The organism is Vulgatibacter sp., from assembly GCF_041687135.1.
Taxonomy (GTDB): Bacteria; Myxococcota; Myxococcia; order Myxococcales; family Vulgatibacteraceae; genus JAWLCN01.
The window spans coordinates 174,010-189,437 of record NZ_JAWLCN010000007.1; the positions used below are offsets into that span (position 1 = coordinate 174,010).

11 protein-coding genes are annotated in these 15,428 nt (G+C 70.3%); 5 read left to right on the forward strand and 6 right to left on the reverse strand.

Features of this window, described 5'->3' with window-relative positions; genetic code table 11:
* Positions 1–85 precede the first annotated feature (85 nt).
* The 5 genes from ACESMR_RS16745 to fabI all read left to right on the forward strand — a co-directional run bounded on the left by ACESMR_RS16745 (position 86) and on the right by fabI (position 9,623).
* Positions 86–3,457, forward strand: a complete 3,372-nt coding sequence (locus ACESMR_RS16745) for a hypothetical protein (protein ID WP_373048248.1) — start codon at positions 86–88, stop codon at positions 3,455–3,457.
* Complete coding sequence (locus ACESMR_RS16750; RefSeq protein ID WP_373048249.1) at positions 3,441–5,666, forward strand: bifunctional metallophosphatase/5'-nucleotidase; 2,226 nt, start codon at positions 3,441–3,443, stop codon at positions 5,664–5,666. Before ACESMR_RS16745 ends, ACESMR_RS16750 begins: the two co-directional genes overlap by 17 nt.
* Positions 5,663–7,216, forward strand: a complete 1,554-nt coding sequence (locus ACESMR_RS16755; protein ID WP_373048250.1) for a hypothetical protein — start codon at positions 5,663–5,665, stop codon at positions 7,214–7,216. The genes ACESMR_RS16750 and ACESMR_RS16755 overlap by 4 nt, the downstream gene beginning before the upstream one ends.
* Before the next feature lie 64 nt (positions 7,217–7,280).
* Positions 7,281–8,774, forward strand: coding sequence for a hypothetical protein (locus ACESMR_RS16760; RefSeq protein ID WP_373048251.1), 1,494 nt, complete (start codon positions 7,281–7,283; stop codon positions 8,772–8,774).
* A gap of 39 nt (positions 8,775–8,813) precedes the next feature.
* Positions 8,814–9,623 carry an enoyl-ACP reductase FabI gene (fabI, locus tag ACESMR_RS16765; protein ID WP_373048252.1) on the forward strand — a complete coding sequence of 270 codons (810 nt, stop codon included), beginning with the start codon at positions 8,814–8,816 and terminating at the stop codon, positions 9,621–9,623.
* Between the two features lie 80 nt (positions 9,624–9,703).
* Here the strand turns inward: fabI and ACESMR_RS16770 are convergent, their stop codons facing one another.
* The 6 genes from ACESMR_RS16770 to ACESMR_RS16795 all read right to left on the reverse strand — a co-directional run bounded on the left by ACESMR_RS16770 (position 9,704) and on the right by ACESMR_RS16795 (position 15,331).
* On the reverse strand, positions 9,704–10,843 hold the full coding sequence (locus tag ACESMR_RS16770; protein WP_373048253.1) for a hypothetical protein: 1,140 nt from the start codon (positions 10,841–10,843) through the stop codon (positions 9,704–9,706).
* Positions 10,844–10,966: 123 nt separating this feature from the next.
* Positions 10,967–11,725: a uroporphyrinogen-III synthase gene (locus tag ACESMR_RS16775; protein WP_373048254.1), complete on the reverse strand. Its 759-nt coding sequence runs from the start codon at positions 11,723–11,725 to the stop codon at positions 10,967–10,969.
* Entirely contained in the window at positions 11,722–12,657 is a 936-nt protein-coding gene (gene hemC / locus ACESMR_RS16780) for a hydroxymethylbilane synthase (protein WP_373048255.1), read from the reverse strand. The genes ACESMR_RS16775 and hemC overlap by 4 nt, the downstream gene beginning before the upstream one ends.
* Position 12,658: 1 nt before the next feature.
* Complete coding sequence (hemA, locus tag ACESMR_RS16785) at positions 12,659–14,038, reverse strand: glutamyl-tRNA reductase (RefSeq protein ID WP_373048256.1); 1,380 nt, start codon at positions 14,036–14,038, stop codon at positions 12,659–12,661.
* On the reverse strand, positions 14,035–14,838 hold the full coding sequence (locus ACESMR_RS16790; RefSeq protein ID WP_373048257.1) for an inner membrane protein YpjD: 804 nt from the start codon (positions 14,836–14,838) through the stop codon (positions 14,035–14,037). The genes hemA and ACESMR_RS16790 overlap by 4 nt, the downstream gene beginning before the upstream one ends.
* Positions 14,839–14,908: 70 nt before the next feature.
* Positions 14,909–15,331, reverse strand: coding sequence for a hypothetical protein (locus ACESMR_RS16795; protein WP_373048258.1), 423 nt, complete (start codon positions 15,329–15,331; stop codon positions 14,909–14,911).
* Between the last annotated feature and the right edge of the window lie 97 nt (positions 15,332–15,428).

The following is a 15,428-nucleotide window of genomic DNA, read 5'->3' on the forward strand; positions in this document are numbered from 1 at the left end:
CACCCGGCGTGCACCTGTTGCACGAGCGTGCGACAGCACTATCGGCTGGTCGACACTGCGTGTCGCCCCCGTCCGGAGGTTCTCGATGCGTCTGGCTCGTCTCCCGCTCCTCGTCGGAGCCCTTGCCCTCGCTGTGGCCTCCGTCGGCTGCTCGGAAAAGCGCACCACCCAGGGCGGCACCGGCGGGACCGGTGGCGGCACCGGTGGCACCGGCGGCTCTCCCTTCGGCGAGACCCGGATCTACGACCTCCAGGACCCCGAGAAGCAGCCCGCGCTCAACACGCAGGTGGTGCTCGACGACGTGGTGGTCACCGCGGTGGTCGAGCGGCGCCAGCCGGACGGCAGCTACGCCCCCCAGCACTTCTTCGTGCAGGAGCAGGCGGGCGGCCCGTACTCCGGCATCTTCGTCCGCAACGGCAGCGACGGGCAGCACGTGGTCAAGGACGTCCCCGCCGTCGGCGACGTCGTGAAGCTGGCCGGCACCCTGGACGAGTACTACGAGCGCACCCAGATCGAGGTGCTCACCCTGGACAACAAGGGCACCGGCACCCTGCCCGCCCCTGCGGTCGTCGATCCCGAGGCGATCGCCACCGGCGGCGCGGAGCAGGAGGCCTGGGAGGGCGTGCTCGTCCAGGTGGACGACGCCATCTCCACCGACGCCGCCGTCCTCGACGACCAGGGCCAGGATCGCGGCAACTTCCGGATCAACACCCAGGGCCGGACCGAAGGCGGCGTCCTCGTCGGCACGCTGATGCGCACCGGCTACGTGCGCGTGCCCGGCGACACCTTCACCTCGGTGGTCGGCGTGCTCGACTACGCCTACGAGGAGTCGCGCCTCGAGCCGCGCTTTGCCGAGGACATCACCTTCACCGACGGAACCCACCCAGGCCTCCGCGACGCAGGCGAGAAGACCGTCTACCAGCTCCAGAACCCGGCAGACCCCGCCTACCCCCACCCGCCCGCGACGGTGACGGTCAAGGACGTGATCGTCACCGCCAATGCCGGCAGCAGGATCTGGGTGCAGGCGCAGGCCGGTGGCCCGTGGTCGGGGATCCAGGTGCGCCTGCCCGCCGCAGTTACCGCCCCCGCCGTGGGCAGCAAGGTGACCCTGAGCGGCACCTACACCGAGTACTACAACAACGCCCAGATCGACGAGGCGACCGTCGAGGTCACCGGCACCGCCACCGTCCCGGCGCCGGTGGTGGTCGAGACCGCCGCCATCCGCACCGGCTCCGCCGACGCGGAGCAGTGGGAGGGCGTGCTCGTCCAGGTGAGCGACGTCCAGAACGTGGAGGATCCGGTCAACGGCTCGGACGGCACCGACCGCGGCGACTTCCGCGTCGCCCCCATCGCCGGCGGCTCGGTCGAGAACGGCGTCGTCGTCGGCCACGCCTTCGACAACGACTACGACGGGACCGTGGGCGACCGCTTCCGCTCCATCGTCGGCGTCCTCGACTACACCTTCTCCGAGTTCGTCCTCCAGGCCCGCGGCAACGACGACATCACCTTCGAGGACGGCACCCACCCCTCGGTGCCCCACGTCGGCGTGGTCTCGATCCGCGACCTGCAGGACGAGAGCTCCGCCACCTTCGCCGGCACCGACATCGGCGCCACGGTCGAGGACGTGGTGGTCACCGGCGCCTCCACCTCCGGCTTCTTCGTCCAGGAGACCTCGGGCGATCCGAAGTTCGCCGGCATCTACGTCCGCATCCCCAACGGCTCGGGCCTCGTCGCTCCCACCGTCGGCTCGCTGGTCACGGTGGACGGCAAGGTCTTCGAGTACTTCACCAAGACCCAGCTCCAGGCCACCACCATCGAGACCACCGGCACCGGCACCCTCCCCGCCCCTGCGGTGGTGGACGCAGTCCGCGTCGCCACCGGCGGCCCGGACTTCGAGGCCTACGAGGGTGTGCTGGTCGAGGTCCGCGACGTGGCCAACGTCCAGGATCCGGTGCTCGGCACCGACGGCTCCGACCGCGGCGACTTCCGCGTCGGCCCCTTCGGCGGCACCGAGGGCGTGGTCGTCGGCCACATCTGGCCGGACGACTACGAGGGTGAGGTCGGCGACCGCTTCGACGCCCTCGTCGGCATCATGGACTTCTCCTTCGACGAGGCCCGCCTCGAGACCCGCGGCAACGCCGACATCACCTTCGACGACGGCAGCCACCCCGAGCCGCCCCCGGCCTCGCTGGTCACCATCCCGCAGATCCAGGACGTCGACGCCGCAGGCCACCCCGCGGTGAACAGCACCGTGCGGGTCGAGGACGCCGTGGTCACCGCCGTGGGCAGCCGCGGCTTCTGGATCCAGGACACCGCTGCCACCTCCTTCGCCGGCATCTACGTCTACCGGCCGAACGGCAGCACCGTGCAGCTGCCCACGGTGGGCAAGCTGGTCGACGTCGAGGGCGTCTACGTCGAGTTCAACGACCTCTCCGAGATCACCGTCTCCGCGGTGACCGTCACCGGCGACGGCGTCGTACCCGCGCCCGTGGTCGTCACCCCCGACCAGATCGCCGGCGGCAACCGCGCCGAGGAGCTCGAGGGCGTGCTCGTCGAGGTGCGCGGCGTCGAGAACACCCAGGATCCGGTCCTCGGCACCGACGGCAGCGACCGCGGCGACTTTCGCGTCCAGGCCGCGGGCGGCACAGGTGGCGTGGTGGTCGGCACCCTCATCGGCCACGACTACGACGGCACGGTGGGCGACGGGTTCCAGGCGATCGCCGGCGTGCTCGACTACTCCTACGGCGCCTTCCGGCTCCAGCCCCGCGGCAACGAGGACATCACCCTGGCCGACGGCTCGCACCCCGGCAGCGCCGGCCCGGTGGTCGCCACCATCTACGAGCTGCAGGACGAGGGCGACGCCAACCACCCTGCCTCGGGCACCGACGTCGAGGTTCGCAACGTGGTCGTGACGGCGCTGCGCTCGAACGGCTCCTTCTACGTGGCCGAGTCGGCGGGCGGCGCGTTCAGCGGCATCTACGCCTACAAGCCGAGCGCGGTCTCCGCCCCCGCCCTCGCGGTCGGCGACGTGGTCACCCTGGTCGGCGAGTACACCGAGTACGTCTCGAGCAGCGCCCCCGCCGGCTCGCGCACCCTCTCCGAGATCTTCCTCACCGAGGTTCGTCTCGAGAGCGCGGGCACGGGGACGGTCCAGGTCGCCGAGGTCACCGCCACCGAGATCGCCGCGGGCAACGTGCTCGCCGAGGATTACGAAAACTGCCTCGTCCGCGTGAGCAACGTCACGGTCTCGGACGCCAGCGGCAGCTCGTTCTTCAAGGCCCAGGCGACCGTCGACGCGGACACCAGCGACGAGATCTACATCGGCAAGCTCTTCCACACCGGGCTCTCGCTCACCCTGAACCAGCAGCTGTCGTCGGTGACCGGCATCCTCGATGACTTCTCGGGGACCTACCGCCTGCACCCGCGCGGAGATTCCGACCTTGTCGCAGCGCAGTAAGCCGGCCCTCGCCCTCGCCGCCGCCCTCGCGGTGGCGGCGGGCGCCACGGGCTGCAACACCATCACGACCGAGCAGCCGGAACTGTGGGGGCGGGAGATTCCGCTCACCATCCTCCACACGAGCGACATCCACAGCCGGCTGCTCCCCTACGACTTCCGTCCCTCGAAGACGGACGTGGATCTCGGGCTGCGGGCGGACGCCGCTCCCTACGGCGGGATCTCGCGGCTGGGCGCGCTGATCGAGCGGGAGCGCGCTGCGTCCCAGCGCGTGATCCACCTCGACTCCGGCGACTGCTTCCAGGGCGCCCCGATCTTCAACGCCTACAACGGCGAGGTCGAAGTCCGCTGGCTCTCGCGGATGAAGGCCGACGCGGTCGTCGTGGGCAACCACGAGTTCGACGCGGGCGTCCGGAACTTCTCCGAGCAGTACGCCAACTGGGGCCGCTACCCGCTCCTCGCCGCGAACTACGACTGGTACGACTGGCGCGACCCCCGCTTCACCGAGCTCGGCCGCCTCTCCCAGCCCTACACGATCATCAACGCCAACGGCCTGCGCGTGGCGGTGATCGGCATGGCCAACATCTCCTCGCTCAACTCGATCGGCGAGGAGGGCAACAGCCTCCAGGTCACGCCCCTCGAGCAGAACGAGACGGTGCGGAGCTACGTGGAGCTGCTCGCGCCGATGGTCGATCTCGTCGGCATCGTCTCCCACCTCGGCCTCGAGGAGGACAAGGAGATCATCGAGGGCTACCACGCGGTCTACGACCTCGAGAAGGTCCGCCCGATGCTCGAGCGCAAACACGATCCGTGGATCATCGACGAAGAGCGCACCCGGAACTGGCGGCTGAAAGAGGGCCAGGTGGTGGTGCACGTCCCCGGCGTCAAGAACCTCGACTTCGTCGCCGGCGGCCACCTCCACGTGGTGACCAACCCGCCGCAGACGGTGGTCGACACCGACGGCAGGAAGGTCGTCATCTTCCACTCCGGCGCCTTCGCCAAATACCTCGGCCGCCTCGACCTCGTGGTCAGGATGCCCGACGTGCCGCCGGAGGAGCAGACCCCGGAGCAGCGCTGGCGCGGCGCCGAGATCGTCGCCCACGACTACTACGCCTTCCCGGTGGACGCGGTCTGGTGCAAGGACCACCGCACGGTGGCGGAGCTCCAGCCCGACGCCAACTGGGACGACGCCGCAGCCTACGTCCAGCGCGAGCGCTCGAGCTGCGAGCAGCAGGAACACACGCAGACCCTGGAGCTCCTCGAGGAGTACATCTGGGATCTCGATCAGCGCTTCGATCTGCAGCGCATCTTCGCCTACGCGCCCCGCGAGATCCTCCGGCGCTCCTCGTCGGCAGGCGCCGACTCGCCCCTCGGCAACATGACCGCCGAGTCGATGCGCGTCCGCCGCGGCGTCGAGGCGGAGTTCGCCCTGACCAACACGCTGGGCATCCGCGACTCGCTCTACCAGGGCCCGATCACCATCGAGTCGATGTTCAACGTCTTCCCCTTCGAGAACACGATCAACCTGATGTACCTGTCGGGCTCGGAGATCCAGGAGATGTTCGACTTCGTGGCCGACCGTTCCGCGGGGCGCGGCTGCCAGTCGCAGGCGATGATCGCCGGCATCACCTTCACGATGAATTGCGCGGAGGGCAAGGCGGAGGAGATCCGCCTGGGCGGCGAGGCGATCGTTCCCGACTCGACCTACAAGGTCGCGGTCAACGACTACATCGCCAAGGGTGGCTCGGGCTTCACCGTCCTCGAGCGCAACACCACCCGGATCGAGACCGGCATCTCCCTCCGCGACGCCCTCATCGCCTACATGCAGCAGACCTACTGCTCGTGCGAGGAGCTGCTGGCGGACGACGCCTTCGACCGCTGCCCGGCCAACGTCGTGCTCGAGCGGGAGGAGCGCGTGGTCGATCCCCTCGCCGTCGCCTACTGCCAGACCGCGGAGCGCTTCGCCGGCATGGTGCAGGCGACCGCGTCGCTGCCGCCTGCGGAGCGCGACGCCCGCCTCCTCTCCGAGGACGCGCCGCGGATCGACGCAGGCAAGTGCATGTGCAACGACGTGCTCGCAGCCGACGAGGCCCACCGCACCGCCACCTGCGGCTACGTCACCACCGACCTCGTCCGCTTCTGCGAGGACCCGATGCTCGTGCCCATCGTCACCGGCGTCGAGGACAACCGCATCGCCCGGAGGCTGCCGTGAAGTCCCCCCTCCTCCGTGGCCTCGGCGCCTGCGCCGCCCTCCTCCTGGCGGGCTGCGTCGACGAGTACGTCGACGTCGTTCCCGGCCTGAGCTCGTTCTCGGTGGAGCTCGCCGATCCGGCGGCTGCAGGCAGCGCCGAGGAACCGCTGCCGGTGAGCCGCGGGATCACGACGATGCGGATCCGGGCGCAGGCCTGGGCGACCGACGGCAAGCCCTACGCCTGGAACGGCAAGGCTCGGGTGAAGGTCACCCCCGGCGTCACCGTGCCGAACGTCTTCCCGATCGAATTCGTCGACGGCCGCGCCGAGACCGACGTGCAGATCCTCGGCGCCCACTCCGAGACGCGGCTCTGGGTGATCGACGACAAGGCCTGGGGCGCGAGCTTCGCCGTGGGCGTCACCCCGACGCTCCACTACGACGAGCCGACCCTCGCCGACATCAATGCCATCCCGCCGCAGGGCGACAACAACACCTCGTTCTTCACCCGTGGCAGCCCCCGCGGCGACTTCGTCAGCATGCACCGTGACGGCTTCGTCTTCGCGGACCGCGACCAGCCCGAAGATCCCTGCGAGCTGGCGGCGCCCGGCGCCGGCAAGCGCGACGTGATCGTCACCGCCACCACCGCCACCGGCTTCTACGCCACCGACCTCACCGAGCCGGCGGACGGCGTGCTGCCAGGGAACTACGGCCACATCTTCGTCTTCAACTTCAACTTCCCCGAGGGGCTCGAGGTCGGCGACAGGCTCCACGCCCTCGAAGGGACGATCCAGGAATTCTCGGGCAACACCCAGCTCACCTTCCCCACCTACCGGATCTCCTCGTGTCCGCTCGTGGCAGGGGACGACGTGGAGGCGGTCCGCGCTGCGCAGCGCACCCTCGAGCTGGCGCGCCTCGGCGAGCTCGAGCAGAACGCGCCGGTGATCGGCACGGCGATCTGCACCGGCGGCTCGGGCAGCGGGATCAGCCTCGAGAGCTGCGGCTACTCCGCCTCCAACTTCCAGATGGAGTCCCTCGAGTCGGCGCTGGTCCGGATCCCCGAGGTGAAGACGCCGGAGCTCTGGGCCCGCTGCGACTTCGACGGCGACGGGCAGGTCTCTTCTTTCGTCCAGGACGGCAACGTCTTCGGCTGCCTCGATCCGAACGACGCGGAGTGCGCCTGCAACGTGGCCTGCCAGACCTCACGGGCCTTCCCCTCGCCGGACTCGCCCTTCGAGGCGAGCCACGCGGACAAGGCCTTCGACGCCACCGGGAAGATCTGCGCCGAGGTGACGAGCTACCACGGCTACGGCCAGTACATCGTCCGCATCGTCGAGGACGGGGTGCTCGGTCCCCGCATCAACCTGAGCACCCGCGACGCCTTTCCCGCATTCGATCCGGAGCTGGAGGAGAACCTCGGCTCGGTCCTCCGCGCCCGCGGCAACCTCGTCCAGGTTCGTGCGGCCCGCCCGCGCTGGGTGGTGCAGGCCCGGATCCCCGACGAGCGCAACGAGCCGGATCTCTGCTGTGTGGACGAGAGCCGCTGCCCCGCTGGGCTGCAGCTCTGCGAGTGATTGCCTGATCTACGTGACCTGACTCCGGGGGGAGGGGTACTCCATCGTGTTTTCGTTCAGCCGTATGGCAGGCGCCGTCGTGTGCGCGGCCCTGATCGCTCCGCCCGCGACCGCCTTCGCCGGTGATTTCGTCGACACCCGCCTCACCTTCGTCTTCTCCGACGAGGACGTGCTCCACGGCGCCGGCGAGACCATCCCCTCGTCCCCCGCAGCCCGCTTCTCGGCGAACCGCAACTCGACGCTCTTCTTCGACAACTACGACACCAAGTTCACGGGCTTCGAGACCCTCTCGAACCTGGTGCTCTACAAGCGCGACGAGAGTCACCTCAAGAACCTGATCACCGAGGCGGCGCTGGCGCTCAACCTCCTGGTGGCTGGTCCGGACAGCATCCGCTTCCAGGACGCGTCGAGCTACGTGCGCCTCACCTACCGGCCCGCCGGCTGGGGCCAGTACGAAGGGCTCTCCTTCACCGGCTTCCCGATCTCCGCCGACCGCTTCCGCCTCGGCTACTCCTACCGCCTCTCCTGGGCGGGGAACCGGATCTTCATCCGGGCGCCGGGCGACGTGCCCAACTCCGGCTTCAAGCTCCAGCTCACCCGCGGCCCGGTCTACGTCTTCGTCGGCGCCAAGGCCACGCTCCTCGGCGACGACGAGACCGGGGAGCGGGAGACCAACTACGGCGGCCTCGCAGGCGCGGGCTGGGACATCACCCAGAACCTCCGCTGGGAGGCGGGCGGCGGCCTCTTCCAGCGCGGCACCAACCCCTACGTCGAGGGGGACGAGGTGACCGCAGGCGGCGTCTCCACCCAGCTCAGCTGGCACGTGGGCATCCCCATCGGCACCTCGATCGACTTCCGCCTCTACAAGAACGATCCCGAGGTCTACCAGCGCTTCTTCCAGCCGGAGATCTACCCGGGCGGCTTCTCCTACATCCTCTCGGCGGAGGCCACCTACCTCACCCAGAACCTCCAGGACGCCGACGAATTCGGCAGCACCAGGCGCCAGGAGGCGACCGCCGGCGATCTGCAGGCGAAGTTCAAGATCGACAAGACGCGCCTCCACTTCACCGCGTCCTACCGCTCGCTGGAGTACGTGCTCTTCAACGTCCCCTCGCTCGAGCCCTACCGGAACCTGCCGGAGGACGCCGAGATCGATCCCGAGTTCTTCGTGGCGGTGGGCGGCGACTACTTCATCGAGTCCCTGCGCCTCACCCCGGGCCTCGTCGCCGGCGTGCAGATGCCCGCGGCGGTGACCACCGGCCTCGAGCTGGGCAGCAACCCGCCGCCCACGCTCCAGGGCCGGCGCACGGTGGTGGTCCGGGACGAGGGTTTCCGCGAGATCCTGCCGCCCGGCGAGGAGGCGCGGCCCATCTACTCGGTGAAGGGCAGCGCGCGCATGGACCTCTCGGACTCGATGCAGGCAGCCGGCGAGGTCTACTACACCTACGACCAGAACCGCTCGACCATCGTCGGCAACCCCGGCGGCAACCAGAACGTCCGGGTCTACAACGACTTCGATCAGCTCGGATTCAACCTGCTCTTGCAGGCCCGATTCTGATATAGCACCGCGCAAAAGTTCCCTACGGGAGGAGAGCGCGTGCTTCTTCAGGGCAAGAAGATCCTCATCACCGGCGTCCTGACGCCCCAGTCGATCGCGTTCTACATCGCCGAGCTGGCGCAGAAGCAGGGCGCCGAGATCGTCCTCACCGGCTTCGGCCGGGCGATGTCGCTCACCGAGCGCAGCGCCCGGCGCCTCGAGCCGGCGCCCGAGGTCCTCGAGCTCGACGTCACCAACCCGGAGCACTTCACCGCGCTCCGGGCCTCGCTCGAGAAGAAGTGGGGCACGTTCGACGGCATCGTCCACGCCATCGGCTTCGCCCCCGAGGACGCGCTCGGCGGCAACTTCCTCAACACGCCGTGGGAGAGCGTCTCCACCGCCTTCCGGATCAGCGCCTTCTCCCTCAAGGAGCTCTCCGCTGCGCTGGCGCCGATCATGAAGCCCGGCGCCGGGATCATCACCCTCGACTTCGACAACACCACCCAGGCCTGGCCGACCTACGACTGGATGGGCGTCTGCAAGGCGGCCCTCGACTCGGTGGTCCGCTACCTCGCCCGCGATCTGGGCAAGCAGCAGATCCGGGTGAACTCGGTGGCTGCAGGGCCGCTGGTCACCGTCGCCGCCAAGGGGATCCCCGGCTTCAAGACGCTGGAGAAGCGCTGGGCCAAGCAGGCGCCGATGGGCTGGGACAGCCGCGCCCGCCACGACGCGGTGGCCCGCACCTGCGTGGCGCTGCTCTCGGACTTCTTCCCCGCCACGAGCGGCGAGGTGGTCCACGTCGACGGCGGCTACCACTGCATCGGCGCCGCGCCGATCGATCCCGATCTCGAGGAGGGGGACGAGGGCTGATCGCCCTGCCCCTCGAGACGTGAAGACGCCGCGGGCCTTCGGGCGCCGCGGCGTTCTTCGTTTCGGGCCTCGGTGCGGGATCAGAAATACGCACGGAGAACGGTCGTACCCGCGAGCGTGTACAGGTCGGCCGTTTCGCCCTCGAGGATCTCGTGCTGGATCACCAGGCCGACGTCGAGATAGCGGCGGCCCGTGTAGTAGAAGCCACCCCCGAGGACCCGGTCGGTTTCCGTGTCGTTCTCGTCGTCGACGGCGATCCGCTCGACGTAGGACCCGACCAGACCGATCGGCACGCCGACCGACTCGAAGTTCAGGCTGATCCCCCCGCCGAACCGGAAGAAGGCATCGTTCGTGCCCTCGGAGTCGTTCTCGGCGTCCCACTGGAGATCGAGGACCAAACCGATCAGCTCGTGCGGTGCGAACGCCCCCTGCACGCCGAAGGAGTAGGTGTCCGAGGTGACGTCCTCGAACATATTGGCCGGATCGATCTCGGGCAGACCAGCGAGGAGTCCGAGTGGGAACGCGGTCAGGTTGTAGCCGTACGTGTAGTCGAACGAGCCGGCCACCTGGAAGTACTGCGTCTCGATCGCCTTCACAGTGGCGCCCGCTGTCGTCGAGAAGCCGCCGATGGCCGCGATGAGGATCGCCGACTCCTCGTCACGCGGGAGGGCCGCGGTACCGTCTGCGCCGACGCGCACGGCAACGCGATCGAGGATGCCGATCTGCAGCTCGAAGCTCTGCGCAAGCGCGAGGAAGGGCAGGTCCAGGGTGCCGCCGCCGAGTTCCTCCGGCATCACCACGTCGTCGAAGTCAGCGGTGCCGGCAGTGGTGAAGCTGCCGACGTGGCTGGTGATGAAGGGCGAGGCGAGGCGAGGGATCGCCAGGAAGTAGTGGCCGTTGAGCTCGCGCTCGGGAAGCACGGTGTCGGCGGTGCCGTTGCCGGGCAGGCGGCGATCGGTGGAAGCGGCGGCAGGCGCGGCCACCGCCGCTGCGGGGACGGCCTGCGCCTTCGGCGCGGCCTTCTCCGCTGCGGGCTTCGGCGCCGCCTGCTTCGCCGGAGCCGGCGTCGCCGCCGGAGCGGGCGCTGGTGCGGGCGCCGATGCGGCGCGGCTGCGCTGCTTCCGGGCCGCCTGCCCCTTCGGCGGCGGCGCCGCGGCGAGGGCTGGGGTGGCGAGACCGAGAACGGCGGCGGTTGCGAGGATCGTGGTGGCGTGGCGCATCTGGCGGCATCCCTCCCGGCGCGCGAACGCGCCATGCGGGCGGCGGGATACCGTCTTGCTGCCACGTCGAAATAGTGCGGTTCGGTGCACCCCCATGGTCGGGAGCACACCTGCGGGGAAGGCCTATCCGTTGCGCCGCAGCGCCAGCGCCGCAGCAGCGGCGAGCGCCTCGTCGTCGGGCCGCTCCGCCACCACGACCTCCCGCGCGCCCCAGGCCTGCAGCGCCACGGCGGTGGTGCCGCCGATCGCCACCGCCGGCACCTCGCCGGGGGAGCCGATCGCCTCCGCCACCGCGCGCACCGCCGACGGGCTCGCGTAGATCACCGCGCCGACGCTCCCAGCCTCGAGAGCGCGTCGCAACGGATCGAGCTCCGCCGCCGAGGCGAGCACCGTGCGGTAGGCGTCCACCACGTCCACCGCGGCCCCTGCTGCGAGGAGCTCCCTCGAGAGCTCCTCCCGACCGCCTGCGGCCCGAGGCTGGAGGAAGCGCATCCCGTGGAGCCGCGCGCCGTAGCGATCGATCAGCGCCCCGGCGAGACCGCTGCCGTTCCCCTCGTCGGGAACGATCGCCGCCCGAACGCCATGGCGCTCCAGCGCTGCTGCGGTCCCCTGCCCCACCGCGCCGATCACCGGCTCCCCGGTTACACGCCCCCGCGAGAAGAAGGCCTCCACCGCAGCAGGCGAGGTGAAGAGCACGCCTGCGTAGGTGCCGCGGCCGAGGAGCGCGATCCCGCGATCGAGCCCCGCCCAGGAGGAAGGGGGCTCACGCCGGATCGCCGGCACCACCAGGCTCCCGATCCCCTTCGCCTCGAGGAGCGCCGCAAGCGAGGCGGCCTGCTCCGCGGGCCTGGTGATGGCGACGAGCCCGCCGGCTCCGCTCAATGCGGCACTCCGACCTTCGTGCCCACCAGCGAATCGAGGATCGCCTGCGCCCCCTGCTTGAGCAGGGACTCCGCCGCCTGGGTGCCGATCAGCTCGGCCTCGGCGACCGCGCCCGACCGCTGCACCCGGAGGATCTGCTTGCCGTCGGGGCTGCCCACGAGGCCGTCGAGGTGGACCTGCCCGTCGCGCACCACCGCGTGGCCGGCGATGGGAACCTGGCAGCCGCCCTCGAGCCGCGCCAAGAGCGCCCGCTCCGCGGTCACCGCGGCCCGGGTCTCCGCGTGCTCGAGCCGGGCCACGATCGGCCCGATCTCCGGATCGTTCTCGCGGATCTCGATCGCCAGCGCCCCCTGCCCGATCGCAGGGATCGACCGGACCACGTCGAGGATCTCGGTGGCCTGCTCCCCCAGGCCCAGCCGCTTCAGGCCGGCGTAGGCGAGCACCACCGCGTCGCATTCGCTCTCGGTCTTCGAGAGCCGCGTCTGCACGTTGCCGCGCACGTTGACCAGCTCGATGTCCGGCCGGATCGCCTTGAGCTGCGCCTGCCTGCGCAGCGACGAGGTGCCCACCCTCGCGCCCTGCGGCAGCGCCGCCAGGTTGCCGTACTTCGGGGAGCAGATCGCGTCGCGGGGATCCTCGCGCTCGGTGATCGCGCCGAGGACGAGCCCCGGCGGAAACTGGGTCGGCACGTCCTTGAGCGAGTGCACCGCGAGATCGGCGCGGCCGTCGAGGAGCGCCTCTTCGATCTCCTTGACGAAGAGCCCCTTGCCGCCGACCTGCGCCAGCGGCACGTCGAGGATCTTGTCGCCCTTGGTGACGATGAGCAGGAGCTCGACCTCGCGGCCGGTGAGCGTGCGGATGCGGTCGGCGATGTGGTCCGCCTGCCAGCGCGCCAGGGCGCTGCGGCGGGTCGCAATCACGATGGGCTTCACGTCAGGTTCCCGTCCTCTCGGTGGGCACGTCTTCCGGCGCGGACCGGATCGGCGTCACCTCGGCGCGCGGCGCCGCAGCCACCGGCGGCGCGCTCTTCTCGCCGGCGACGTTGCCCGCCTCCGTCTCCTGCGACAAGCCGAAAAGCTCGGAGACCGCCTCGAGGATCCTGCCGTCGTCCCGATCGGCCGCGGCGCGGATCCGCTGCGTCGGCTCGTGGAGAATCTTGTTCACCAGGGCCCGGGCCATCGCCTCGACGCTCTTCTTCTGCGCGTCGGTCCACTCGCCCCGGGAGAAGGTGCGCTCGAGTTCGATCTTCGCCGAGGCCTCGGCCCGCGCGCGGAGCTCCTTGATCACCGGCCCCGCCTCGGAGCGGGCGGCGGCGACGAAGGCCTCCGCCTCCGCGGCGACGATCCGCTCGGCGCGGTGGGCCTCGTCCTCGCGGGCCTTGCGATTCTCCTCCACCACGGCGGAGAGGTCGTCGACGTCGTAGACGTAGATGCCGTCGAGGTCGTTGACCTTCGGGTCCACGTCCCGGGGCACGGCGAGGTCGACGAAGAAGAGCGGCCGGTGCTTGCGCGCCTTGCGGGCAGCCTGCGCCAGCTCGGTGGTGATCACCGCGTGCGGCGCAGCGGTGGAGCAGACCACCACGTCGGCCTGCACCAGCGCCTGCGGCAGCGTCTCCCAGGGGAGCGCCTTGCCGCCGATCTCCGCAGCCAGGGCCTCGGCCCGTGCGGCGGAGCGGTTGACCACCAGCACCTCCCTGCAGCCGGCGCCCTGCAGATGCCGCGCGGCGAGGGCGCTCATCTTGCCGGCGCCGACGAGCAGCACCGTGTGGCCGTCGAGCTTGCCGAGGATCTTCCTGGCGAGATCGACCGCGGCGAAGCTCATCGAGACCGCCGACTTGCCGATGGCGGTCTCGGTCCGCACCCGCTTGGCCACCCCGAAGGCGCGCTTCGCCGTACGGGCCAGCAGCCCCTGCACCGTGCCGGCGCTCTCCGCTGCGGCGAAGGCGTCCTTCACCTGGCCGAGGATCTGCGGCTCGCCGAGGACCATCGAATCGAGGCTGGAGCAGACGCGGAAGAGGTGGCGCACCGCCTCGGTGTCGTGGTGCTCGTAGAGATGGTCGTCCACCTTGCGATCGTTGGTCGCGAGGTAGCGGCGCAGCGCCGGCCCCACCGCCTTCGCGTCGTCGGCGGTGGCGTAGACCTCCACGCGGTTGCAGGTGGAGACCACGAACGCCTCGTGGACGCCGGGGAGCGCCGCGAGCTGCCCGAGCACCTCGGGGAGCACGCTCTCGGTGACGGCGACCTTCTCGCGGACGGCCACCGGGGCGGTCCGATGGGAGAGGCCCACCAGCACCAACGACGGGGTCCTGCTCATACCGGGGACCCCACGAAGATGCCCGCGTAGGCGAAGGTCATCAGCACGAACCCGACCATGGTGGCCATGGCGACGCGGCGACCGCGCCAGCCGACCGTCTGCCGGAGCGCCACCACCGCAGCGGTGAGCCCCCAGGCGATCAAGGCAAAGCTCTGCTTCGGCCCGAACTCCACCAACTGCCCCCGCTCCATCTGGGAGAAGAGCGCGCCGGTGGCGATGGTGACCGAGAGGAGCACGAAGCCGAAGACCACGAGCTTGTAGTTGAGGGAGTCGAGGAGCTGCAGCGACGGAAGCCGGCGGAACATCGTGCCCAGCTTCTTCGCCTTCAGCTCCCGCTCGAGCAGCAGGTACATCAGCGCCACGCCGAAGCCGAGGGCGAAGAGCGAGATGCCGCCCAGGGCCACGCCGATGTGCACCGGCATCACCACCCCGAGCATCGAGCCGCTCACCGCCACCTCGGTGCCGGGGAGCGCGTGGGCGGGGACGAGCACCGCCACCACCAGCGGGGCCACGAAGGCGCCGATCACCGGCACCTTGTAGATCCGCCCCACCAGCAGCGCAGCGCCCACGGTGAAGAAGGCGAGGATCGAGAGCCCCTCGGCGAAGCGGAAGGTCGGATCGCTGAAGAGGGCGACCGCCCGCCCGAGGACCGCGCCGCCGTGGAAGAGGAAGCCGACGCCCATCGCCCAGGCGCCGAAACGCGCGCTCAGGTCGGCGGGCTTGACCAGGTAGGCCAGGTACATCGCCGCGGAGGCGGTGTAGGCGGCCAGACCGAGATGGAAGAGGATCGCTGCGTTCACGTTCACCTGGTGGCGGCTGCGGGCCGCGTCCTGCTTCTACCTGCCGGGCCCGTGGGAGACGAGCGCCGCGTCAACGACCCGGACGTCCGGTAGGACCCACAGGGTGCTGCGCAAGCCCTGCGTCCGGAGCAAAATCTGCGCGAGACGGGCTGCGCCCCACGTCGAGGCCAACCTCTGCAGCAGCCGTGCCCATTCCGTCTGGAAGGGGGAGCGCCACGAGGAAACCGGGTTCCACCGCGTAGACCACCTCGCCGAGGAGGAGCGAATCGCCGCAGGGCTCTCCGCCCAGCACCCGGAGCGAGGCCTCGCTCTTCACCTTGCCGAGCAGGCCGGCGTCGTCCGCTCCCTCGAGCATCTCGAGGAGGCGCACCGCTGGCGCAAGGGCGAGCGGCCGACCTTCGCCGAGGTGGAGTCCCTCGGCGGTGACGTCGGCCTGCCCCGCCTCGAGCCAGGCGTCCAATACCGGCTGCGGCACGAAGAGCAGGCCCTGCATGGCGCGCAACCTAGCAAAGGAGGCCGAGCGGCGGCAACGAAACCTCCTTGAAACCCCCGGTGCGGTGGCTTATGCCTGCCCGCACCACAGGGAGCCG

Coding starts and splice junctions, on each gene's coding strand:
- ACESMR_RS16745 (WP_373048248.1), top strand. CDS start 86: ATGCGTCTGGCTCGTCTCCCGCTCCTCGTCGGAGCCCTTGCCCTCGCT.
- ACESMR_RS16760 (WP_373048251.1), top strand. CDS start 7,281: ATGGCAGGCGCCGTCGTGTGCGCGGCCCTGATCGCTCCGCCCGCGACC.
- ACESMR_RS16770 (WP_373048253.1), bottom strand. CDS start 10,843: ATGCGCCACGCCACCACGATCCTCGCAACCGCCGCCGTTCTCGGTCTC.
- hemA (WP_373048256.1), bottom strand. CDS start 14,038: ATGAGCAGGACCCCGTCGTTGGTGCTGGTGGGCCTCTCCCATCGGACC.
- ACESMR_RS16795 (WP_373048258.1), bottom strand. CDS start 15,331: ATGCAGGGCCTGCTCTTCGTGCCGCAGCCGGTATTGGACGCCTGGCTC.